Raw genomic sequence first — 22315 nt, 5'->3', positions numbered from 1 at the left:
GCCGGTGAGTCCTGAGCGCTTGGCGCTTACGCGGTCGGGCGGCCCATCGCCCGGTACGTCCAGCCGGCCCGCCGCCACAGCTCCGGGTCGAGGGCGTTGCGGCCGTCCAGGATCACCCGGGCCGCCGCCGCCTCGCCGAGGGCCTCCGGGTCCAGCTCGCGGAACTCCCGCCACTCGGTCAGATGCAGGACGACGTCCGCGCCGCGCGCCGCCTCCACCGCGGACTCGGCGTAGCCGAGCGTGGGGAAGACCCTGCGGGCGTTCTCCATGCCCTTCGGGTCGTAGACCGTGACCTGGCCGCCCTGCAGGTGGATCTGCCCGGCCACGTTCAGCGCGGGCGAGTCCCGGACGTCGTCCGAGTCCGGCTTGAAGGTCGCGCCCAGCACCGCCACCCGCTTGCCCAGGAACGGGCCGCCGCCCAGCGCCTGCCGGGCCAGCTCCACCATCTGGCCGCGCTGGCGCATGTTGATCGAGTCGATCTCGCGCAGGAACGTCAGCGCCTGGTCGGCGCCCAGCTCGCCGGCGCGCGCCATGAACGCGCGGATGTCCTTCGGCAGACAGCCGCCGCCGAAGCCGATGCCCGCGCGCAGGAACTTGCGGCCGATCCGGTCGTCGTAGCCGATCGCCTCGGCCAGCTTGGCGACGTCGCCGCCCGCGGCCTCGCAGACCTCCGCCATCGCGTTGATGAAGGAGATCTTGGTGGCGAGGAAGGAGTTCGCCGACGTCTTCACCAGCTCCGCGGTCGGGAAGTCGGTGACGACGAACGGCGTGCCCTCGCCGACCGGCGTGGCGTACACCTCGCGCAGCAGCTTCTCCGCCCGGTCGCTGCGCACGCCGACCACGATCCGGTCGGGGTGCAGGGTGTCCTCGACGGCGAAGCCCTCGCGCAGGAACTCCGGGTTCCAGGCCAGCTCGGCGTCCCCGCCGGCCGGCGCGTGCTCGGCCAGGTAGGCGGCGAGCCGGTCCGCGGAGCCGACCGGCACCGTGGACTTGCCGACGACCAGGGCGGGCCCGGTCAGGTGCGGGGCGAGGGAGGCGAAGGCGGCGTCGACGTACGACATGTCGCAGGCGTACTCGCCGTGCCGCTGCGGAGTGTTCACGCAGACGAAGTGCACGTCGCCGAAGGCCCCGACCTCGGCCCAGTCGGTGGTGAAGCGCAGCCGCCCGGTCGAGCCCTCGATCCCGGCGACGTGCTTGCGCAGCAGCTCGTCGAGGCCCGGCTCGTACATCGGGGTCTCGCCCCGCCGCAGCATCTCGATCTTCTCGGGGACCACGTCCAGGCCCAGCACCTCGAACCCCAGCTCGGCCATGGCCGCGGCGTGCGTGGCGCCGAGATAGCCGGTGCCGATCACGGTGATCTTGAGGGCCATGCGTGCTCCTGGGGTACGGCGGTGATGCGGAGCCCGAGCATAGTCGGGCCGCTCGCCGGGCACCTTTCCCGTGTCTTATTCGTCTGTCTCTGTGCCTCGTCCGTCTCGGCGCTTGTCGCCAAGCTCACGTACCCCTGCTGTGGGCAGGGCCCTAAAATTTGTGTTACTTAACGGTAATTAGCGTCCTTGGAGCGTGAGTGACCTTGGCCGGATCGGCTGACTTCGACCTGTACCGCCCGTCCGAGGAGCACGACATGCTCCGCGACGCCGTCCGCTCGCTGGCCGAGGCGAAGATCTCGCCGCACGCCGCCGCCGTGGACGAGGAGGCGCGGTTCCCGCAGGAGGCGCACGACGCGCTGGTCGCCAACGATCTGCACGCGGTGCACGTACCCGAGTCGTACGGCGGCGCGGGCGCCGACGCCCTGGCCACCGTCATCGTGATCGAGGAGGTGGCCCGCGTCTGCGCGTCCTCCTCGCTGATCCCCGCGGTGAACAAACTGGGCTCGCTCCCCGTGATCCTCTCCGGCTCCGAGGAGCTGAAGAAGAAGTACATGACGCCGCTCGCCAAGGGCGACGGCATGTTCTCGTACTGCCTCTCCGAGCCCGACGCGGGCTCCGACGCGGCCGGTATGAAGACCCGCGCGGTCCGCGACGGCGATCACTGGGTCCTCAACGGCGTGAAGCGCTGGATCACCAACGCGGGCGTGTCGGAGTACTACACGGTGATGGCCGTGACGGACCCGTCGAAGCGCTCGAAGGGCATCTCCGCGTTCGTCGTCGAGAAGTCCGACGAGGGCGTCTCCTTCGGCGCCCCCGAGAAGAAGCTCGGCATCAAGGGCTCCCCGACCCGCGAGGTCTATCTCGACAACGTCCGCATCCCCGCCGACCGCATGATCGGCGAGGAGGGCACCGGCTTCGCCACCGCGATGAAGACGCTGGACCACACCCGCATCACCATCGCCGCCCAGGCCCTCGGCATCGCGCAGGGCGCCCTCGACTACGCCAAGGGCTACGTCCAGGAGCGCAAGCAGTTCGGCAAGCCGATCGCCGACTTCCAGGGCATCCAGTTCATGCTCGCCGACATGGCCATGAAGATCTCGGCCGCCCGCGCCCTGACCTACCAGGCCGCCGCCGCCTCCGAGCGCGGCGACGCCGACCTCACCTACCTCGGCGCCGCGGCCAAGTGCTTCGCCTCCGACGTGGCCATGGAGGTCACCACGGACGCCGTCCAGCTCCTCGGCGGCTACGGCTACACCCGTGACTACCCGGTGGAGCGCATGATGCGCGACGCCAAGATCACCCAGATCTACGAGGGCACCAACCAGGTCCAGCGCATCGTGATGGCGCGCAACCTGCCGTAGCGGCCGCCCCGGCGGAACGAAGCGTCCCGGGCCCGCGCGCCGGGCCCGGGACGTCTCAGTCCTTGGTGCCCCACACCCAGGGGAAACCGAAACCGTAGGCGCGGTCCATCGCCTCCTGCACCGGCTGCCGCTCCGTGCCGGAGAACCAGCGCACCTCCCTGCGGACCGTCAGCCCCTTCGGGCCGGACGTGGCCAGGGCGATCGCGCAGCCGGTGGCGCCGCCCGGGGAGTCGTCGAGCGCGATGCGGAAGGTCCCGGAAGGGGCGGTGACCGTGGCGACCGCGCCCAGCCGGCGGAAGTCCACCGCGCCCTCGTAGACGTACACGTAGAACAGCAGCCGCCGGAAGCTCTCCCGCCGCCCCAGGTCGACCCGGACCGTCTCCCCGTCCGAGGACGCGCCGCTGCGGTCGTCCTGGTCGAGCTGCACGTACGGCCACCCGGTCAGCGAGCCGAACGCGTTGCCCAGCGGCTGCACGGCGATGCCCGACCCGTCGGCGAACGACACCAGGCACCCCAGATCCAGGTCCGCCTCCGTCGCCACCGACCAGTTGAGGTTCACCTGGAGGATGCCGCGCCCCGCGACCTGCGCCTGCGGTGCCGCCCTGGTCAGCAGGGTGTCCGGGCGGGCCGGGGCGCGCTCCGGGCGGTCCGGGCCGGCCGCCGGCTTCACCGGTTTCAGCCGGATGGTGCCTCGCGGACGGTTGTCGTCGGCCAACGCCCCCTCCTCATCCGCCACTTGACGCGCGATGCGGTTCTTCGAGTCTATGCGAAGCCCTGGGGGTCTGGAGTACGCTCGGTGGCCCTGGTCACACGTCGGGTGCGTGTGACCGGTCGGGGGAGCCAGGCAGGTCGTACGGTGGGGAGCCGCGACCGCCACCGTCACGCGCCCCCGTGCACATCGTGTCATGGGGGGTGGGAATGCCCGCTGACGTCCTGCTGGACCGCCAGGTGGTCGCGCGAAGCGTCAGGGAGATGGCGGAACGGCCGGGTCTCGAACCACGCAGGGGCGAACTGACCGCGCTCGCGGACGCCCTCGCGGACCAGGACCCCACCGCGCTCGAACCCTGGACCGAACTGGACCTCCTCACCGCCTACGCGCGGCCGGAGAGCCTGCGCCGAAGCGACGCGCGGCAGACGGAACACAAGGCCTGGACCTACGTCGAGGCGGCACTGGGCGCGCTCGTCTTCCTGCCGCTGATGGTGACCTGGTACGGCCTGACCCGGGCGTCCAGCGCCTACGAGGCCCTGACCGGGGCGGACCCGAAGGCGGCCGCCCGGCCGTTCCTGCAGCTGTGGCAGTCCGGCTTCGAGGGACACCTCACCGGCGCGTTCACGTTCGGCCACGTCGCGATGAGCGCCACGGCGGCCATCGGGGTGCTGTTCGCGCTCGTCCTGGTGCACGGGCTGCGCCGGGCCGCCGTCACCCGGCGGGAGGAGGCGGCCGAGCGGGCCGACGAGGACCTCATGGCCCGGCTCGTCCCCGTACTGACCCGCGCCCAGCTGGTCCTGAACGGGCATCGGCTCAGCTCGCCGCAGCGGTTCTCCGCCGAACTCACCCAGGCGGCCGCCACCCTCAACAAGCTGGGCGGCAAGGCCGTCCGGGCCCAGAAGGACCTCAGCTCGGCGGCCGGGATCGTCGGCGACGCCGTCCAGGCGGCGGAACGCAGGCTCGCCGAGGTCGACGAGTCCGTGCAGCCGCTGACCGCCGCCGTCGCCCGGATCGAGACCGCGGTCAGCGAGAACGGGACACGGGTCGGCACCGCCCTCGGCGACGTCAAGGGCACGCACGGCGAGATACGGCTCGCCGTGGAGAGCGTCGGGGAACGGGTGGAGGAGTCGGTGACCGTGCTGGCGGCCTCCCAGCGCGCGTACACCACGGGCCTGGAGGTGACCACCGATGTCGTGGCCCAGCTGCTCGGCCGGCTCGGCGACATCACCGAGAGCACGGCACGTGCCGTCGAGGAGTCGCAGCGCGCGGCCCGCGAGCTGGGAGCCCAGACCGGCGCGCTGCGCGGCGCGGCGGAGAGCTTCACACGGCTCGCGGACGAGATGCGGGTCGCGGACGAGATGCGGGTCGCGAACCGGGCCGGCGGGGGCCGGGACGACCGGCCGGCCGGACATCCCGCCGACCGCGCGCCGGTGCCGGTGCCGGTGTCGGCGCCGGTGACCGGTGAACCCGTGCCGACGGCCGGTACGCCCGTGCCGACGGCCGGTACGCCCGTGCCGACGGCCGGTGCGGCCGCGCCGGTCACCGGTGAGACGGAGACCGAGGATCCCGGTGAACCGCGGCGGAACGTCCCGACGTCCCTGACCAAGACCCGATGAAGCGCCGCGGGTTCCAGCCGCTGCACCTCGCGGGCTGGCTCTTCGCCGACCTGCTGCTGGTGCTCGCGCTGGTGGCCATGGGCGACCAGGGCGACCCCCAGGCCGCGCGGGCCGCCGACTCCGCCTCGCCGTCCCCGTCGGCCACCGCGACGGCGAAGCCCGGCAAGCCCCGGCACAAGGGTCCCCGGGCCGTGGTCCGCACCCCCGTCAAGGTGGCCGTCGACGCGGCACCCGGCGACAGGGACGCCATGGTGCGGGGCCTGCGCAAGGCGACCGAGCGGTACACGGGACGGCAGGCCGCGTTCGTGCTGACCTTCGGACGCCACCCCGACCCGGGAGCGGGCGGCGACTACGCCCACCAGATCAACAGCCTGCTGAAGAAGGCCCGCCCCGACATGTTCCGGGACGCCACCACCCGCGACTTCTGGAAGGGCGGGGCCGCCACGGGCCACGCCGACCTCGAAATCTACTTCTACACGTACTGACCCGCCCGCACCGCCGGAGGTACCAGACCTTGCAGATCCTTCCCTTCTACCTGCTCTGCGACGAATCCGGCTCGATGATCGGCGAGCCGATCGACGCCATCAACGGAGCGCTGCCGGACCTCCACCACGAGATCAGCACCAACCCGTCCGTCGCCGACAAGACGCGCTTCTGCCTCATCGGCTTCTCCGACACCGCCACCGTCCTGCAGCCGCTCGTGGACCTCAGCGACATCGAGGAGGTGCCGGCCCTCGCCGCCGGCGGGCTCACCTCGTACGGCGAGGCGTTCCGCACGCTCAGGCAGTGCATCGAGACCGACGTGGCCGCGCTGAAGGCGCAGGGGCACGAGGTGTACCGCCCGGTCGCGTTCTTCCTCTCGGACGGCATACCGACCGACGACGGCTGGGAGCAGGCGTACAAGGAGCTGAGCCAGTCCCGGTTCTGCCCGAAGATCATCGCGTTCGGCATCGGCGAGGCGGAGGAGGCCACGATCGGGCAGGTCGCGAACTTCCGGGCCTTCATGCAGCAGGACTCCAGCGTCTCCCCGGCCCAGGCGCTGCGGGAGTTCGCCTCCAGCCTCACCCGGTCGATCGTCCGGTCCGCCGCCAGCATCTCGGCGGACGGCGGCAGCGGCTTCACGCTGGCCGTCGACGACACGGTTCCGGGGTTCTCCACCGTCTCCCTGGACAAGCTGTGACCGCGGCCGTCCACGCCGGCGGTCGACACGAGAACGGAGCCCGGTGCACGTGAACGCCGAAGACACCCCACCCCGTCCGGGCGCGCACGACCCGCTGGCCGAGACCTGGCAGAGCGTCGACCAGATCGTCTCGGGTCCCCGGACCCCCGGCCCGTCACCCACTACCGAATCCCGGCCGGCCCCACCGTCACCGGACCCGTACCCGCAGCCCTACGACGCGGCGGCCGGGCAGCACATGCCGGCGCAGGACGTATCCACGCCCTCGGCGCCTCCGCAGTCCTACGGCGCCGTGGCCGGGCAGCACATGCCGGCACCGCCGGTACCGGTGCAGCACCCGTCCGCGCCCCCGGCGCCGCCGCAGGTCGCACCCGTGCCGGAGGCGCCCCCGCAGTCCTACAGCGCGGCCGCCGGGCAGCACCCGCTCGCCCCGTCGGCACCGGTGCAGCACCCGCCCGCGCCCCCAGCGCCGACGCAGGACGTACCCACGCCCGCACCCCCGCACGACGTACCCCCACCCCCGGCACCCCCGCAGGCCACCCCCACCCCCGAACCCCCCGCCGCCGCAGCCCCCACCCCTCCCGACCCGCCGGACGCGCCGGAGGCCCCCGATGCCGGGATTCCCGGGCTCGGGGACCCCTGGCATTCCGGGAGCAAGCCGCCGCTGTACCCGGCGGAGCCGCGCGCGGTGCCGAGGGTGCGGGTGGATCCGAGTGCCGCGCTGATCCCGGACATGGTGGTGGACGGCGCCGCGCACGAGGCGCTGACGGTGCGGGCGGCCTCCGTACGCGGCGACTCGCACCGGTATCACGCCGAGCCGCGCCAGGACTCCCTCGCCGTGACCCGGATCGGCGAGCAGGGCGCCGACGAGCTGCTGCTGCTCGCGGTGGCGGACGGCGTCGGCTCCGCCGCCCGCTCCCACGTCGGCTCCCAGCAGGCCTGCCGGCTCGCCGCGCTCTACCTCGACACGGTCGCGGCGGAGCTGGCCGCGGCGCTGCGCGAGGCCGACCCGGCCCGGTTCGCCGGGGCGGCGGACCCCGCGCTGCGGCACGTCGCCACCCTGCTCGCGCACCAGGCGCGAGAGCGGGGCGAGGACCCGGGCGCGTACTCCACCACGCTCCGGATGCTGCTCGTGCCGCTGGACCCGGCGGTCCGGGTGCGCGGCTTCCTGGCCGTGGGCGACGGCGGCACCGCGCTGCTGCGCGACGGCCGCTGGTACCTGGGCATCACGGACCCGGACCCGCACGGCGACGGTGAAGGCGCCGGGGTGATCGACACCCGTACCGCCGCGCTGCCGCACAGCCATCGCGCGCAGGTGCAGCTCATCGGCCCGGCCCAGCCCGGCGACGTGCTGGTGCTGTGCACCGACGGCCTGTCCACCCCGCTGGCCGGCGACGCCGGCATGCGCGACTTCCTCGCCCGCGCCTGGGGCTCCGGGCCGGTGCCCGCCCCGGCGGACTTCCTGTGGCAGTTCCAGTACCGGGTGAAGTCGTACGACGACGACCGCACCGCCGTCGTGCTGTGGGAGACCGCGGAGACCCCGTCATGAGCGCCGACGACGGTGCCGACGTCCCGCTCGGCGGCCTGAACCTGAAGGACCGTATCGGGGACGGCGGCCAGGGCGAGGTGTTCGACGTCGCCGGCCCGGGACGGCTCCTGTACAAGAGCTACCGGGAGCCGCACAAGGCCGACGGCGGTGTGCTCGCGGACCTGGTGGCGCTGCGCCAGCAGCTCGGCGGCGCCGAACGGGACCGGCTGGACCGGGAGACGGCGTGGCCGCTGTGCCGGGTCGTGGACGGCGGGCGGGCGACGGGGTTCCTGATGCGCCGCGCCCCGGACTCCATGACGTGGCGCACGACGCGCGGGGACACCCGGCTGATCGAGCTGTCGTACCTGCTCCGGGAGCCGAAGGCGGCCTGGCAGGCGGTGCCGCAGCCGTCGCCGGCCGAGCGTCACGCCCTCGTCGTGGCCGTGGTGGAGCTCCTCGGCTGGATGCACGCCCTCGGCCTGGTCGTGGGTGACGTGTCCCAGGCGAACGTGCTGTGGACCGTACGGCCGGGACCTGCCGTGCACCTGCTGGACTGCGACGGCGTGCGGATGGCGGGGCGGCCGCCGGTCCTGGACCAGGCGGACACCCCGGACTGGCACGACCCGCTCGCCCCGGCGGGCGCCGTCACGGTGGACAGCGACCGCTACAAGGCGGCTCTCGTGGTGGGGCGGGTGCTCGCCCAGGACGCCTATGTCGCCCCCGGCCGGCCGCTGGACCTGCTGCCCGGCGTCCTCGACGAGCGGCGGGAGACCGCGGTCCGGGCGCTGTGGGAGCAGGCGGCGGGACCACGGGGGACCAGGCCGCACCTCGGGCAGTGGCGTACCGCGCTGGCGGGGCGGGAGACCATCAAGCTGATGGCCGCCGCGCCCGCCCCCAGACCGGCGGTGGACCGCTCGAAGTTCGACGGGCCCCGGCAGCGCGGGCGGATCAGCCTCCGTGACTGATCCGCCGCGCGCGGCCCGGCGTCCGGCCGGCCGCTTCAGTCGCCGCAGCCGCCTCGGTCGCCCAAGTCGCCTCGGTCGCCTCAGTTGCCGGAGACGGTGACCTTCTCGTCGTTCTTCAGCTGGTTCACCAGCGTCTCGACCTTCGTCATGTCCCACTGGAGGTTGCCGTTGGCGGCGTTGCCCGCGATCGGCATGTTCATGGACTTCCCGTCGCCGCCGCTGACGCCCTTCATCGCCCAGAACATGGACGCCAGGTCGTACAGGCCCATGTCCTTGTCGACGACGAGGGAGTCCAGGCCGGCGCCCATGGTCGGGTAGAGCTTGAACGGGTTGAGGATCGTCCCCGGGGTGGCCACCTGGCTGGCGAGGGCGTTGAGGAACTTCTGCTGGTTCTTGGTGCGGTCCAGGTCGGAGCCGGCCAGCGCGTACCGGGTGCGGACGAACGCGAGGGCCTCCTCGCCGTTCAGGGTCTGCTTGCCCTTCTCGAAGTTCGCCCCGGACTTGGTGTCCTTGATGTCCTGCGGGATGTCCATCTCGACACCGCCGACCGCGTCCACGATGTTCGCGAAGCCGGCGAAGCCGATCTCCACGTAGTGGTCGATGTGCAGGCCGGTGTTGAACTCGACGGTGCGCACCAGCAGGGTCGGCCCGTCGATGGAGTACGCGGCGTTCAGCTTGTTCGCGCCCATCGCGGCCCGGCGCTTGCCGGACTCGGAGCCCTGGAACTCGGGGATCGTGACGTTGGAGTCACGGGGCAGCGAGATCAGCGTCGGGCCGTTGTCGCCGGTGTGCAGGATCATCATCGAGTCCGTGCGCTTGCCCTCGGCGGACCCGGTGTGCAGCTCCTTCTTCTGCTCGTCGGTCATGCCCTCGCGGCTGTCGGAGCCGACGATGAGGTAGTTGGTGCCCTCGCCCTTCTCGGGCCGGTCGATCACCGTGGACAGGTCGACGTCGCGGTTGAGCTTGGAGTCGGCCCAGAAGTAGGTGCCGACGGTGGTGACGATCAGCACGGTGGCGAGGGTGATGGCGGTCACCTTGATCCGGCGCCGCCAGTTCGGCGCGGGACGCGGCCCGCGCCCTCTGGGACCGTCGGGACCGGACGGCCCCTGGCCGCCGGGGGTGCCGTAGACCTGCCCGGTGTTGTAGCCGCTGTCGTACCCGCCGAAGTCGCCCTCGCCGCCGTCGACGTACGACGGCTGCCGCGGCACTCCCGCGTTGTACGGCGGGGCGGCCGGGCCCGAGGCGGGCGGCACCGCTGGGCCGCCGCGCCGCACCTGGCGCATCACGCGGGCACCTTCCGGCTGTGCGCCGGCGCTGCCGCGTCCGTAGCGCGAGCCGCGGTTGTCGTCGGACCATCCCTCGGGCCAGTCATTCATGCGCCCCAGTGTGCCGGTCGCGGCTGTGTGCTTTACAAGGCCCTGTGGAAAACAGGGGCGATGCTGTTGCGAAGACGACACAAATTCGCCGGATGCCCGTTCGGCATAAGGTGGAGGACATGACAGACCAGGCCAGCGCCGCGGAGCCGGAGACTACCGGCATCCCGGACATCCCGGGCAAGCCCACCTCCGCTTCCCGGACCACACTCAGCCACATCATGACCCACAACGACACGAACCTGCTGGGTACGGTGCACGGCGGAGTGATCATGAAGCTGGTCGACGACGCCGCGGGCGCCGTCGCCGGCCGGCACAGCGGCGGTCCCGCCGTCACCGCGTCCATGGACGAGATGGCCTTCCTGGAGCCGGTCCGCGTGGGCGACCTCGTCCACGTCAAGGCGCAGGTCAACTGGACCGGCCGCACCTCCATGGAGGTCGGCGTCCGCGTCCTCGCCGAGCGCTGGAACGAGTCCACCCCGCCCACCCAGGTCGGCTCCGCCTATCTCGTCTTCGCCGCGGTCGACGCCGACGGCAAGCCCCGCCAGGTCCCGCCGGTCATCCCGGAGACGGAACGCGACCGGCGCCGCTACCAGGAGGCCCAGATCCGGCGCACCCACCGCCTGGCCCGCCGCCGGGCCATCATGGACCTCCGCGAGAAGCGCGCGGCCGAGGGCTTCGAGGACTGACCGGCCGGGGTCGACACGGACCGGCCGTGCGCGCTCGGTCACATGCGGGTCGGTCATATGCGGGTCGGTCACGTGCGCTCGGTCACGTGCGCTCGGTCACGTGCAGGCCACCTCGTCGCCCCGCACCACCGGCGACTCCCCGGCCGGGCGCGGGGTCTCCGCGCGAACCTCGGTGACGCCCTTGTAGTTCGCGCCGACGATCACCTTCAGGAGCGGGCCCTGCCCGTTCACCGGCCGCAGCTCGCTGCCGGGCAGCGCCGCCGCGAGGGACTTCGCGGAGCGGTCCCAGCGGGGGTCGTACGCCACCACCGTGCGCCGCACGGACCGCTCCGCAGCGTTCACCGGCCGGCCGGTGGTGCGGAAGCCGGTCGCCGAGAGGGCCGCGTCCGCGCGCCGGCCGAGCCCGGCCGTGTCCGTGCCGTTCTCCACCTGGACGTGGATCTGCCGCGGGGGCACCTCCACCACCCGCGCCGGCGTGCTCCTCGGGCGCGCGGCGGCCAGCGGCCGGTCGTCGCGCAGGGCCCGGAAGAGGCGCTCCGCCTTCACCGGGTCCCACTTCAGGGTCGAGCCGACGCCCTCCACGACGTATCCCATGTGCCCGATCGGGACGGTCGTGAACTCGGACGACGACGGTGAGAAGTTCCGCATCGCCCGCCCCAGGTCCAGCAGCTGGCCCGTGCCGAAGCCCTTGTCCGCCCGCACCGAGCCGAGCACGGCCTGGGCCACGTCCCGGAACTTCATCGGGTTCAGCAGCACCCCGGAGGAGGTGGCGTGGTCGATCAGCGCGGCCAGGAACCGCTGCTGGCGCCGCATCCGGCCGAGGTCGGAGGCCCCGTCGACATGGCGGGCACGGACGTACTGGAGGGCCTCGCCGCCGTGCAGGGTGTGGGTGCCGGCCGGCAGGTCCAGGCCGCTGTAACGGTCCTTCAGCGGCTGGGCCGTGCAGATCTTCACCCCGCCCAGGACGTCCACGGTCTTCATGAAGCTGGTGAAGTCGACCTCCAGATAGTGGTCGATCTTCACCTTGGTCATGTGCTCGACCGTGCGCACGGTCAGCTGCGGCCCGCCCTCCGCGTACGCCGCGTTCAGCTTGATCGGATGGCCGGCGTGCCGTTCGCCCGTGGTCGCGTCGGTGTGCGGCGGCAGCTCGGCGTACGAGTCCCGCGGCAGGCTCACCACGCTCGCCCGCTCCCGGTCCTCCGAGATGTGCACGATCATGATCGTGTCGGTGCAGCGGCAGGGCGCCCCGCCCAGCCGGTACCGGCGCCGCTCGGCCTCGCTGATCTTCTCGCGCCCGTCGGTGCCGACCATCAGCACGTTCATCCCGTGGCCGGCCCGGGGCCGGTTCTTCATGTCGCGGAACGCGTCGACCCGGGCGATGTCCGCCTCCAGGCTGGTGAGCACCGCGTGCCCGATCCCCGCCGAGGCGAGCACCACCACCGACAGGGTGGTCACCGCCCGCACGGCCCAGCGCGGCCGTTTCCGCCGGACGGGCGGACGCGACGCGCGGCGGGACGGCTGCGGGCGGCGCTCGGGCCGGCCCGGGGACCGAGGCGGTGCGGACAAAGGGACACCTCCGGACGACGGCCGTACGCGGAACCGTGAGCACCGTAGGCCCATACGATCTGCGGTCCGGTGCACCGTCCCCGGCGGGGCGCACCGGTGTCCCCCGTTCGCGGTAACGTGAGCCCCCTATGAACGCGAAGCCCGACGTGCAGCTCCCCGCCGTGTCTGTGATCATGCCCGTCCTCAACGAGGAGCGGCATCTGCGCGGCGCCGTCCACGCGATCCTCGCCCAGGAGTACGCCGGCGAGATGGAGGTCGTGATCGCCCTCGGTCCGTCGACGGACCGCACGGACGAGATCGCCGCCGAGCTGGTCCGCGAGGACCCACGGGTGCACACCGTGCCGAACCCGACCGGCCGCACCCCCGCCGCCCTCAACGCGGCGATCAAGGCCTCCCGGCACCCGATCGTGGTCCGCGTCGACGGCCACGGCATGCTCTCGCCCGACTACATCGCCACCGCGGTCCGGCTCCTGGAGGAGACCGGTGCGCAGAACGTCGGCGGCATCATGCACGCCGAGGGCGAGAACGACTGGGAGCACGCGGTCGCCGCCGCGATGACCTCGAAGATCGGCGTGGGCAACGCCGCCTTCCACACCGGTGGCGAGGCGCAGGCGGCCGAGACCGTCTACCTCGGTGTCTTCCGGCGCGAGGCGCTGGAACAGCAGGGCGGCTACAACGAGGAGTTCATCCGCGCCCAGGACTGGGAGCTCAACTTCCGGATCCGGGAGGCGGGCGGGCTCATCTGGTTCTCGCCCGAGCTGAAGGTGTCGTACCGCCCGAGGCCGTCGGTGAAGGCCCTCGCCAAGCAGTACAAGGACTACGGCCGCTGGCGGCACGTCGTCGCCCGCTACCACGCCGGGTCGATCAACCTGCGCTACCTCGCCCCGCCGACCGCCGTCTGCGCGATCGCGGCCGGCATCGTCGTCGGCGCGGCGCTCACCCCGTGGGGCTTCGTGATCCCCGGCGGCTACCTCGCGGCGATCGTCGCCGGGTCGGTGCCCGCGGGCAAGGGGCTGCCGCTCAAGGCCCGCCTGCAGATCCCCGTCGCCCTCGCCACCATGCACATGTCCTGGGGCTTCGGCTTCCTGACCAGCCCGAAGTCGCTGGCCAGGAAGGTCATCGCGTCCCGTCGGGCCGCCGTGCCGGGCTCCGGCAACCCGGACGTGACGGTCGGCTGAGCACCGCCGAGGTGACCCGGACTACTCCTTCTCCTTCTCTTTCTCCCAGGTGTAGTTCGGGTTCACCTCCATGCACTTGGAGTCGTCCGAGGCGTTGAGGGCGTTCGCCGACTCCGGCGTCTTGTCCTCCTCCTTCTTCGGCGCCTCGTACTTCGTCCCCTCGCGCCAGTCCGCGCCCACGATCAGGGTGACCCCGGACACGTCGGTGGACTTCTTCACCGCGCTCAGCGGTATGCCCAGGGCCTTGGCGACCCGCTGGGCGTCGCCCTCCAGGTCGGCGCTCGGGAAGCGGACCACCGTCGTCGGCTGCGCGAGATAGGCCGAGCCGTCCGCCACGGCCTGGGTGAAGCCCTCACCGGTGAGCAGCTGCGTCACCGCCGCGGCCCGGCCGCCGACCGGCGCCAGCGTGTCCGTCCCGGTGCCGTTGCGCACCTGCACGGCGATCTCCTCGTCGGCGGCCGCCGGGTCGGAGGACTCCTTCTCCTCCTTCTTGGCCTTCTTCTTGTCCTTGCCGTCCAGCGCGACGTCCTCGCGCACCATCCGGAACACCGTCTCGGCGTCGTCGGTGGGCTCCACCCGGTTGCCGACGAGCCGGTTCGGCATGGTCGTCATGGTGATGCGGTCGGTCGGCACCTTCTTCAGCTCGTTGGCCAGGTCGTACATCTTCGCGATGGTGCCCAGGCCCTCGTCGACGACGATCGCCTCGGTCGCCGCCTCGGCGAGCTTGCGGAGCTTGTTGGGATTGCTGAGGGTGGCGTTGGCGCGCAGCTCGCGGACCATCGAGTTCATGTACATGTGCTGCGCCTCGGCGCGGTACAGGTCGGTGTTGTCGCCGAAGCCGTACCGGGTGCGCAGCCACTTGAGGGCCGTCTCGCCCTTGATCTTGGTGGTGCCCTTCTCCAGCTTCAGCCCGGAGCCCTCGCCCGAGGCGTTACGGGAGTGGATGTTGGCGTCCACACAGACCGGGACCCCGCCGATGGCGTCCGCCATGGACACCACACCCGCAAAGTCGATCATCATGAAGTGGTCGATGTGGATGCCGGTCAGCTCCTGCCAGGTGGCCACCGTGCAACCGGGACCGCCATGGCCCAGGCTCTCGTTGGTCGCCGTCGGCCGGGTGCTCGCCGGATACACCTTCCCGTCGTCCGGGTCGGTGCACTTGGGGATCTGCACCAGGGTGTCGCGCGGCATGCTGACCACCGACATGTTGCTGCGGTCCGCCGACAGGTGCAGCAGCATCTGGACGTCCGCGAGCGGGGTGCCGCCGAAGGTCTCCCGGGCGCCGCCGAGCTTCTGGTTCTCCTTGTTGTCCCGGGCGTCGGAGCCGATCAGCAGGATGTTCAGCGGGGTCTGACCCGCCGCGTTCGGCGTCGGGGCGGCGATCTTGTTGTCGCCGAGGTTGAGCTTGTCCTTCTTGATGTTGCCGTTCAGGTGCTGGTAGTAGAGGTAGCCCGCTCCCGCGGTGCCGGCTATGACCACCGCCAGCACGGTCGCCGACCAGCGCAGCACCCGCCGTCCCCGGGAGCGCCCGGCGCCGCGACGGCCCCCGCGCCGCCGGCCACCGCCGCCACCGCCGTGTCTGCCGCGGCCTTCCGCCGGTCCGCCGCCCGGTTCCCCGCCCGGTTCCCCGCTCTGCGGGTCCTCGTCCCGCGCGGCGAGGGACATCGTGTCCTCCACCGCGGGACCGTCCCCCCGCACACTGCTCTGCGCCACAACCCCTGCCCTCCCCGCCCTGCGCCTGACACGGGTCCGCCCCGCGTCAAGTCAGACGCACGACGGACCCGTGGGGTTACCCCCCAATTTCGCCGACCGATCGGCTAGCTGGCGCACTTGACCTTGTCTGCCGTGGACTTCTCCACATCCGGCGCCTTCGACGGAGCGGTCAGGGACACCCCCGCGCCCTTGAAGTCCTTGCCCAGGGTCAGCGTCATCGTGGGCAGCCCCTGGGAGTTGGTCACGCTCTCGCCCGGCTTCATCGCCGACCCGGACAGGCCCATGATGGCGGCCAGCCGGCGGGCCTGGTCGGCCTGCTCGGGCGCGTACTCGAGCGTGGTCTTGCTCAGCGCGGCGTCGGCGTTGCCCGCGTTCTCGGACTTGGTGACGCCCTCGTCGTTCTGCAGCCACTGGAGCGTCTCCTGCGCGCTGCCGGCGGGGGCACCGCCGTTGAGGACCTGCACGCGGACCTCCGAGGGGTCCGCCTTCGTGCCCTTCAGCCGGGCCGCGACCGCCGCCTTCTCCTTGGCCTTCTTCTCCTTGACGGCGGTGAAGGAGACGTCGTTCGCGATCGCGTCGAAGACCTCCTGCGCCTGCGTCGGATGCGGCACGACGGTGGCCTTGACGGTCTCGGCCGGGTTGTCGATCACCGGCACCGTGGTGAACGTCAGGTTCTTGACGTTCAGCTTGCCCAGTTCGAGGCCGAGGTCCTTCAGCTTGCCGATGCTGTCCAGCTGGGAGTCGACGGTGAGCGCCTTGGTGCCCGTCTCCGCCAGCTTGATCATCTTGGCCGGGTCGGTGAGCGTGTCGTTCGACTTCAGCTTGCGCATCAGCGCGCTCAGGAACTGCTGCTGGAGGTTGATCCGGCTCAGGTCGCCGCCGTTGCCCACCGAGTGCCGGGTGCGGACGAAGGCCAGCGCCTGCTCGCCCTCGATCTTGTGGGTGCCCGCGGGCAGGTTGAGTTTGGAGTCCTCGTCGTTGATGTCCTTGGCCAGGCACACCTCGACACCGTCCACCGCCGTGGTCAGCGTCTTGACCGCGTTGAAGTCGGCGACCATGAAGTTGTCCGGCTTGATCCCGGTCAGCTCCGTCACCGTGCGCATGGTGCAGCTCGGCGTCCGGCCGCTCTGGCCCAGGCTGGTGTTGAAGCGTTCGCTCGGCGTGCCGGGGATCACCTTCTGGCTGCCGTCCTCCTGCGTGGTCGGGCAGTCCGGGATGTCCACGATCAGGTCGCGCGGGATGCTCAGCGCCGTCGCGTTCGAGCGGTCCTTGGAGACGTGCAGCAGGATCGTGGTGTCGGCGTGTCCGGGGCTGCCGCTGTCGCCGTAGGACTCGTTGCCCGCGCCGGTGCGCTTGTCCGTGCCGATCAGCAGGATGTTGATGGCCTCGTCCTTGCGGAAGCCACCGGTGCTCGCCCCGTCGTCGGCGACGGACGTGATGTTGTCGTTGAGGTGCTGGATGTACAGGTACCCGGCCCCCGCCCCGGCCACCAGCAGGAACGCCACCGTGCCGCTGGTCCACAGCAGTATCTTCTTGGCGCGCGGCTTCTTCTTCACCGGGCGTCTGCCGCGCCGCCCCGGCGCGGGCTCGGGCGCGGCGCCCCGGCCGCGGCGCGGCCCGGGAACCTCCCGGTTGCCCCGGCCCTCACGGCCGCTCTGCCCTTCCCGGCCGCCCCGGCCCTCACGGCTGTCCCGGCCCTCGCGCGCACCACTCCGCTCGTCCTGGGAGGGGCGGGGCTCACGGCGTTCCCGGCCCTGCGGAGCGCCGCGGCCACGGGAGGCGGCTCTGCGCGGACCCGGGACGGCCGACTGCGCTGCGGAAGGGCTCAGTCGCAGTTCGTATTCGCCGGTGTTCGGATTGAGTACCCACTGGTCTGCGGGGTCGATGTGCTCCGCCCGCCCACGGCCTTGCGCGTCCACGGTTGCCTGAATCCTCCGTCGGGGCCACGCGGCGCCTTCCCCCTCCGAGGCGCTCGGGTCTCGTACATGCAGTGCGCGACCCCTGGACGGACATGTGGCCGGGGAGCCGGGTGCACCGGATCGCTCACACTATCCGCCCAGTTCAGCGTCAAGCGACGGCGGTGACAAATTCCACGTCCCTACAACTGGGCAATCCGGCGCATTTCCTTGAACGGGAGTTCGTCGTTTTGGTGCGCGCTTTACCGGCGGTGGTCCCGCGGTGGCCGGATGACGTCATCGGCAGTCGTCGTCCGCGGCGGTGTTCCCGCGGAAGGTGGGGGCCGGGGAGGAGTCCGATCCGGGTTCCCCGGAGTCCTCGGCACGGCCCGGGTCCGGGGTCACCGCCACCGGGCGGTCCGCACGCAGCTGCTCGAAGAGGCGCTCCGCCTCCGGCTCCACGAGCTGGTCGCGATTGGCGTTGTAGACGTACGACTCCCTCGGAACCGTCAGGAACTGCACCTGTTCGGTGGGGATGTCGCGGAGCCCACGGACGAGTTGGTACAAACCGCGCAGACTGGCCAGCCCCGGATCGGTGGTGAGGGCGGAGGTCGCCGCGTCCAGCACGGGGTACAGCTTCACCGGGTTCAGCAGGACGTCGTTGCCGCGCACCTTGTTGACGAGGGCCGCGAGGAAGCGCTGCTGGCGCTCCATGCGGTCGGTGTCGCTGCCGTTGCCGAGCGACTTGCGGGCGCGGACGTAACCGAGGGCCTGTTCCCCGTTGAGCGTCACCGTGCCGGCGGGAAGGCGAAGTTTGGCGGCCTTGTCATGAATTGGTTCCTTGAGGCAGATACGCACCCCGTCGACGGCGTCGACCATTTTCTTGAAGCCGGTGAAGTCGACGACGATGTGATGGTCGATGCGAATGCCCGTCAACTGCTCCAGGGTGCGGACGGAGCACGCGGAGCCGCCCGATTCGAAGGCGTAGTTGAACATCGCGAACATCGGCTCGGTACGGCTGCCGTCCGGGCGGCGGCAGTCCGGTACGTCCACCATCAGGTCGCGGGGTATGGACACGGCGGTCGCGCTGCGGCGGCCCGCGGCGAGGTGCAGCAGTATGGCGGTGTCCGACCGCTCGGTCCCCGAGTCCCGCCCGTAGCGCCCGTTGTCGTCGCCGGAGCGCGAGTCCGAGCCGATGACCAGGATGTTCCGCGCGTCCCGCACCAGGGCGGTGGGGCGCTCCCGCTCGTAGCGCGCCAGCTCGGCGGCGGCGGCCTCGTCGGGGGTGATGTTCCCGTCGAGCTTCGCGTAGATCACGGAAGTGGTCCCGACGGCCACCACCACGACGGCGGTGACGCCCAGGGTGCCGCACCGTATCCAGCGCCGCCGCCGGCGGCGTATCAGCCCGACGCCGGAGGCAGACACCCCGAGCCCCGGCCCGAGGGCCCGGCTCGTGCGCCCGGAAGGCGTGCCTGCGGTGCCGATCACGACTGACTCCACCCCTCATGGCGTACGAGCGTGTCGTCCTGCTTGCTCCTACGACCATGGCGTGGATGGGGTGGGGGCGCGGGGTGGGGTGGGCCGAACGGGTGAGGGAGCGGTCCAGCGGTCCAGCGGCTCAGAGGTTCAGCGGTTCGCCGCAGCCCCGGCCGCTGGGCCCCGCGTGCCTACCGGGAGACCGCCGTCACCCGCTCGCTCTCGATCCGCTTGGCCAGCGCCTCCCCGTCCAGCTGCTCCAGATTCCGGCACAGCACCACGGACCCGCCGGACGCCAGCGGCCCGTACAGCCCCGCGCTCAGCCCCTCCCAGGTGTCGTACGGCAACGCCGACAGAATCCGCGTGCCCGGGCCGATGAGCCCCAGCGCCCCCGCGTCCGCCCGGGCCCGCTCCACGATCTCCGCCCCGGTGAACTCCGCCCCGGCGACGATCAGCGCCGGCGCCTCCGGATCCACCGGCGCGTACGGCGTGAAGCGGTCCCCGTGACTCGGCACGTCGACGGCGTAGTCGGAGTACCCGGCCGGCGGATTCGGGACGAACCGCCGCCCGAGCGGCGCCAGCGACAGCGCGTACCGGTCCCCGTCGCAGGCCAGCCCCGCCTCGAACCGCCCGGGCCCGGCCACGACGTGGTCCGCCCGCGCCGGATCGCCCTCCACGTCCGCGATCACGCCCACCGACGAACACGCCAGCAGCCACACCGCCGTCTGCCAGTGCGCGGGCAGCAGCAGCGCGACCCGGTCCCCGGGCTCGGCGGACAGCTCGTCCTGGAGGAGGTTCGCGGTCTTGGCCACCCAATTGGCGAAGGTGGCCACGGACAGTTCGACGCGTTCGCCGGTGGCGTCGTCGTAGAAGGTCACGAGGGGACGCGCGGGGTCCGCGGCGAGCGCGGAACGCAGCAGGTCGGCAGGGGTGCGATCGGTGGCAGTCACCCGCGCAAGCGTACGCGGGCGCGCCGCCCGGATCCGAGTGGCGACACCACCGGTTCGGACGAACCGCACCCCGACGGCCCGTCAGTTCCGCCCAAGTCCCCGATGGACAGACTTGTCTGACTATGTCCAGGATCGGGGGCATGCGTGGATTCCTTGCTTCGTCCATCGGCGTGACCTGTGCGGCCGCCCTCGCCCTCCCGCTGACCCTGCCCGCGGCACCGGCGGCCGCGGCACCGGGCATGGCCGGGGAGGCAGGGGTAAGGGAGGCCGCGGGCAGCACCCAGTCCCTGCCCCTCGCTCCGCTCACCACCGACCGCGTCCCCGGCGCCGCCGCCGAACAGGGCCTGCCCCGTCGTGACGTACGGCGCTTCTCGCTGGTCGGCGTCGTCTGGGAGGACCCCGACACCGAACTACACGGCCGTGTCCAGGTCCGCACCCGCGCGGCGGACTCCGGCGACTGGTCCGAATGGCAGGACCTGGAGAGCCACACCGGCGAGCACGCGGCCGATCCCGGCACCTCCGAGCGCGCCTCGGACCACGTCCGCGGCGCCACGGCACCGCTGTGGGTGGGGGAGTCGGACGGTGTGGAGGTCAGGGTGCGGGCGACGGAAGAGTCCGACGGGCACGGGGACCGTGCCGCGCGGTCGCCGCTGCCGTCCGGTCTCCGCCTGGAACTCGTCGACCCCGGAGACGGCGAGGACACCTCCGACGAGGACGCTTCCGAGAACGAAGAGACCTCCGAGAACGAAGACTCTTCCGAGAACGAAGACGCCTCCGACGAGGACAGCCCCACCGCGTTCCCAGGCCTGGACTCGTCGGCCTTCGCGTCGCTCTCCGCCGCCGAACTCGAGGACGACGTACGGACGAAGCCGAAGACCGCCCCGCGCCCACGCATCGTCAGCCGCAGCGGCTGGGGCGCGGACGAGAAGCTGCGCGAGAGGAAGTTCGTCTACACCAAGAAGGTGAAAGCGGCCTTCGTGCACCACTCCGCCACCGGCAACAACTACAGCTGCTCCCAGGCGCCCTCAGTCATTCGAGGTATCTACCGCTACCACGTGAAGAGCATGGGCTGGCGGGACATCGGCTACAACTTCGTCGTCGACAAGTGCGGAAACATCTACGAGGGCCGGGCAGGGGGCGTGACGAAGCCCGTCATGGGCGCGCACACCCTCGGCTTCAACACCGACAGCATGGGAATCGCCGTACTCGGCACCTTTGACACGGCCAAACCCTCGAAAGCCACGGTGAAGGCACTCGGCCGGCTGACGGCATGGAAGCTGGGCCTGCACGGGGGCAATCCGCGTGGCAAGACATATCTGAAGTCCGGCGGTGGCAATCTCTACCGAAAAGGTAAGAAGGTACGACTGAATGTAATCTCCGGGCACCGGGACGGATTCGCCACACAGTGCCCGGGACGGCAGCTCTACGCGAAGCTCGGCTCGGTCCGCGGATACGCGGCGTACTACCAGGGCCGTGACTGAGACGGGCGAGCGGCAGGGGGGCGGGGGAATGAGAACGCGACGCGACGTCGCACGCCGTCGAAGCTGCCGGACGACGGTCTGCATACACTGGCCGGCCGAAAGACAGTTCGGCCGGTCCCGGCAGGAAGCAGAGACGACAGGTGACAGAAGCGATCCTCCTGGTCGGCGGCAAGGGCACTCGGCTGCGCCCGCTCACGGTGCACACGCCCAAGCCCATGGTCAGGGCGGCGGGGGTGCCGTTCCTCACGCACCAGCTGGCGCGGGCGCGGGCGGCGGGGGTCGAGCACATCGTGCTCGCGACGTCCTATCTGGCGGAGGTCTTCGAACCGTACTTCGGTGACGGTTCGTCGCTCGGACTGCACATCGAGTACGTCACCGAGGAGGAACCCCTCGGCACGGGCGGCGCGATCCGCAACGTGGCGTCCCGGCTGCACTCGGGCCCGGACGACCCGATTCTCGTCTTCAACGGCGACATCCTCACCGGCCTGGACATCCGGGCCCTGGTCCGCACCCACGAGACGACCGGCGCGGACGTCTCCCTCCACCTGACCAAGGTGACGGACCCGAGGGCGTACGGCCTGGTCCCGACGGACGAGACGGGACGGGTGCAGGCGTTCCTGGAGAAGCCGCAGACGCCGGAGGAGATCGTCACCGACCAGATCAACGCGGGGGCGTACGTCTTCCGCCGCTCGGTGATCGACACGATCCCGGCGGGCAGACCGGTGTCGGTGGAACGCGAGACCTTCCCCGACCTGCTCTCGGCGGGCGCCCACCTCCAGGGCATGGTCGACTCCACCTACTGGCTGGACCTGGGCACCCCGGCGGCGTTCGTACGCGGCTCGGCGGACCTGGTCCTCGGCCGCGCCCCGTCCCCGGCCGTGCCGGGCCGCTGCGGCGACCGGCTCGTCCTGCCCACGGCGACGGTCGCGCCGGACGCGAAGCTGGCGGGCGGCACGGTGGTCGGCGAGGGCGCGTTCGTGGCCGAGGGCGCGCGGGTGTTCGGCTCGACGATCCTGCCCGGTGCCGTCATCGAACCCGGCGCGGTCGTCACCGACTCCCTCATCGGCACCCGCGCCCGTGTCGGCGAACGCACCGTCCTCACCGGCACGGTCATCGGCGACGGCGCGGTCGTCGGCCCCGACAACGAACTCCGCGACGGCATGCGGGTGTGGTGCGACGCCCGCATCCCGGCGCGGGCGGTGCGCTTCTCGTCGGATCAGTAGGGGCCGGCGGGAGAGGGGGTGGGCGCGGCAGCACCCCGCCACACC

18 protein-coding genes are annotated in these 22315 nt (G+C 71.9%); 10 read left to right on the top strand and 8 right to left on the bottom strand.

Annotated elements, in window-relative coordinates; all coding sequences use genetic code 11:
• Positions 1 to 26 precede the first annotated feature (26 nt).
• A complete protein-coding gene (locus AMK31_RS16710; RefSeq protein ID WP_073941330.1) occupies positions 27 to 1370 on the bottom strand; it encodes a UDP-glucose dehydrogenase family protein in 1344 nt (447 codons plus the stop codon).
• Between the two features lie 203 nt (positions 1371 to 1573).
• Between AMK31_RS16710 and AMK31_RS16705 the strand changes: the two genes are divergently transcribed.
• Positions 1574 to 2731, top strand: coding sequence for an acyl-CoA dehydrogenase (locus AMK31_RS16705; protein ID WP_073941779.1), 1158 nt, complete (start codon positions 1574 to 1576; stop codon positions 2729 to 2731).
• Between the two features lie 55 nt (positions 2732 to 2786).
• On the opposite strand, the gene AMK31_RS16700 is transcribed toward AMK31_RS16705, so the two are convergent.
• Positions 2787 to 3446: a tellurium resistance protein gene (locus tag AMK31_RS16700; protein WP_198948501.1), complete on the bottom strand. Its 660-nt coding sequence runs from the start codon at positions 3444 to 3446 to the stop codon at positions 2787 to 2789.
• 203 nt (positions 3447 to 3649) lie between these two features.
• Here AMK31_RS16700 and AMK31_RS16695 point away from each other — a divergent pair, with 203 nt between their 5' ends.
• From AMK31_RS16695 to AMK31_RS16675, 5 genes are read left to right on the top strand one after another with little or no spacing between them, the layout of a single operon-like run.
• Positions 3650 to 5056, top strand: coding sequence for a hypothetical protein (locus tag AMK31_RS16695; RefSeq protein WP_073941329.1), 1407 nt, complete (start codon positions 3650 to 3652; stop codon positions 5054 to 5056).
• Positions 5053 to 5541 carry a hypothetical protein gene (locus AMK31_RS16690; RefSeq protein WP_073941328.1) on the top strand — a complete coding sequence of 163 codons (489 nt, stop codon included), beginning with the start codon at positions 5053 to 5055 and terminating at the stop codon, positions 5539 to 5541. Before AMK31_RS16695 ends, AMK31_RS16690 begins: the two co-directional genes overlap by 4 nt.
• Positions 5542 to 5570: 29 nt before the next feature.
• Positions 5571 to 6236 carry a vWA domain-containing protein gene (locus AMK31_RS16685; protein WP_073941327.1) on the top strand — a complete coding sequence of 222 codons (666 nt, stop codon included), beginning with the start codon at positions 5571 to 5573 and terminating at the stop codon, positions 6234 to 6236.
• Between the two features lie 49 nt (positions 6237 to 6285).
• Positions 6286 to 7782: a protein phosphatase 2C domain-containing protein gene (locus AMK31_RS16680; RefSeq protein ID WP_241842661.1), complete on the top strand. Its 1497-nt coding sequence runs from the start codon at positions 6286 to 6288 to the stop codon at positions 7780 to 7782.
• The gene (locus tag AMK31_RS16675; protein WP_073941325.1) at positions 7779 to 8726 is read left to right on the top strand and encodes a hypothetical protein; all 948 of its coding nucleotides are present in this window, start codon (positions 7779 to 7781) and stop codon (positions 8724 to 8726) included. Before AMK31_RS16680 ends, AMK31_RS16675 begins: the two co-directional genes overlap by 4 nt.
• An 80-nt stretch (positions 8727 to 8806) precedes the next feature.
• Here AMK31_RS16675 and AMK31_RS16670 read toward each other — a convergent pair whose 3' ends face one another.
• Positions 8807 to 10102: an LCP family protein gene (locus AMK31_RS16670; protein ID WP_107468635.1), complete on the bottom strand. Its 1296-nt coding sequence runs from the start codon at positions 10100 to 10102 to the stop codon at positions 8807 to 8809.
• A 119-nt stretch (positions 10103 to 10221) separates the two neighbouring features.
• Here AMK31_RS16670 and AMK31_RS16665 point away from each other — a divergent pair, with 119 nt between their 5' ends.
• Positions 10222 to 10788, top strand: coding sequence for an acyl-CoA thioesterase (locus tag AMK31_RS16665; protein WP_073941324.1), 567 nt, complete (start codon positions 10222 to 10224; stop codon positions 10786 to 10788).
• Between the two features lie 96 nt (positions 10789 to 10884).
• Here AMK31_RS16665 and AMK31_RS16660 read toward each other — a convergent pair whose 3' ends face one another.
• Positions 10885 to 12354, bottom strand: a complete 1470-nt coding sequence (locus AMK31_RS16660; protein ID WP_443333943.1) for an LCP family protein — start codon at positions 12352 to 12354, stop codon at positions 10885 to 10887.
• A gap of 128 nt (positions 12355 to 12482) precedes the next feature.
• On the opposite strand from AMK31_RS16660, the gene AMK31_RS16655 reads away from it, so the two are divergent.
• Positions 12483 to 13532 (top strand): glycosyltransferase family 2 protein, encoded by a 1050-nt coding sequence (locus tag AMK31_RS16655; RefSeq protein WP_073941322.1) that lies wholly within the window; start codon positions 12483 to 12485, stop codon positions 13530 to 13532.
• 21 nt (positions 13533 to 13553) lie between these two features.
• Here AMK31_RS16655 and AMK31_RS16650 read toward each other — a convergent pair whose 3' ends face one another.
• From AMK31_RS16650 to AMK31_RS16635, 4 genes are all read right to left on the bottom strand, one after another.
• Positions 13554 to 15197: an LCP family protein gene (locus AMK31_RS16650; protein WP_079186867.1), complete on the bottom strand. Its 1644-nt coding sequence runs from the start codon at positions 15195 to 15197 to the stop codon at positions 13554 to 13556.
• Between the two features lie 152 nt (positions 15198 to 15349).
• A complete protein-coding gene (locus AMK31_RS16645; protein ID WP_073941321.1) occupies positions 15350 to 17164 on the bottom strand; it encodes an LCP family protein in 1815 nt (604 codons plus the stop codon).
• A gap of 273 nt (positions 17165 to 17437) precedes the next feature.
• Positions 17438 to 18628, bottom strand: a complete 1191-nt coding sequence (locus AMK31_RS16640) for an LCP family protein (protein WP_241842660.1) — start codon at positions 18626 to 18628, stop codon at positions 17438 to 17440.
• Between the two features lie 179 nt (positions 18629 to 18807).
• Positions 18808 to 19566, bottom strand: a complete 759-nt coding sequence (locus AMK31_RS16635) for a TIGR03089 family protein (protein ID WP_073941320.1) — start codon at positions 19564 to 19566, stop codon at positions 18808 to 18810.
• A 140-nt stretch (positions 19567 to 19706) separates the two neighbouring features.
• On the opposite strand from AMK31_RS16635, the gene AMK31_RS16630 reads away from it, so the two are divergent.
• Both AMK31_RS16630 and AMK31_RS16625 read left to right on the top strand, forming a co-directional pair.
• On the top strand, positions 19707 to 21047 hold the full coding sequence (locus AMK31_RS16630) for a peptidoglycan recognition protein family protein (RefSeq protein WP_073941319.1): 1341 nt from the start codon (positions 19707 to 19709) through the stop codon (positions 21045 to 21047).
• A 140-nt stretch (positions 21048 to 21187) separates the two neighbouring features.
• Complete coding sequence (locus tag AMK31_RS16625) at positions 21188 to 22270, top strand: nucleotidyltransferase family protein (RefSeq protein ID WP_073941318.1); 1083 nt, start codon at positions 21188 to 21190, stop codon at positions 22268 to 22270.
• The last annotated feature ends 45 nt before the right edge of the window (positions 22271 to 22315 follow it).

Origin of the sequence: Streptomyces sp. TSRI0107 (assembly GCF_001905845.1) — a bacterium.
Classification (GTDB): Bacteria; Actinomycetota; Actinomycetes; order Streptomycetales; family Streptomycetaceae; genus Streptomyces.
Note: the sequence above shows the minus strand (reverse complement) of the source record. Positions and strands in the feature narration are given on the sequence as shown.

Excerpts from the sequence above, each read along its gene's own strand:
- AMK31_RS16665 (WP_073941324.1), top strand. The coding sequence starts at position 10,222 with ATGACAGACCAGGCCAGCGCCGCGGAGCCGGAGACTACCGGCATCCCG.
- AMK31_RS16650 (WP_079186867.1), bottom strand. The coding sequence starts at position 15,197 with ATGTCCCTCGCCGCGCGGGACGAGGACCCGCAGAGCGGGGAACCGGGC.
- AMK31_RS16670 (WP_107468635.1), bottom strand. The coding sequence starts at position 10,102 with ATGAATGACTGGCCCGAGGGATGGTCCGACGACAACCGCGGCTCGCGC.
- AMK31_RS16690 (WP_073941328.1), top strand. The coding sequence starts at position 5,053 with ATGAAGCGCCGCGGGTTCCAGCCGCTGCACCTCGCGGGCTGGCTCTTC.
- AMK31_RS16630 (WP_073941319.1), top strand. The coding sequence starts at position 19,707 with ATGCGTGGATTCCTTGCTTCGTCCATCGGCGTGACCTGTGCGGCCGCC.
- AMK31_RS16655 (WP_073941322.1), top strand. The coding sequence starts at position 12,483 with ATGAACGCGAAGCCCGACGTGCAGCTCCCCGCCGTGTCTGTGATCATG.
- AMK31_RS16710 (WP_073941330.1), bottom strand. The coding sequence starts at position 1,370 with ATGGCCCTCAAGATCACCGTGATCGGCACCGGCTATCTCGGCGCCACG.
- AMK31_RS16695 (WP_073941329.1), top strand. The coding sequence starts at position 3,650 with ATGCCCGCTGACGTCCTGCTGGACCGCCAGGTGGTCGCGCGAAGCGTC.
- AMK31_RS16675 (WP_073941325.1), top strand. The coding sequence starts at position 7,779 with ATGAGCGCCGACGACGGTGCCGACGTCCCGCTCGGCGGCCTGAACCTG.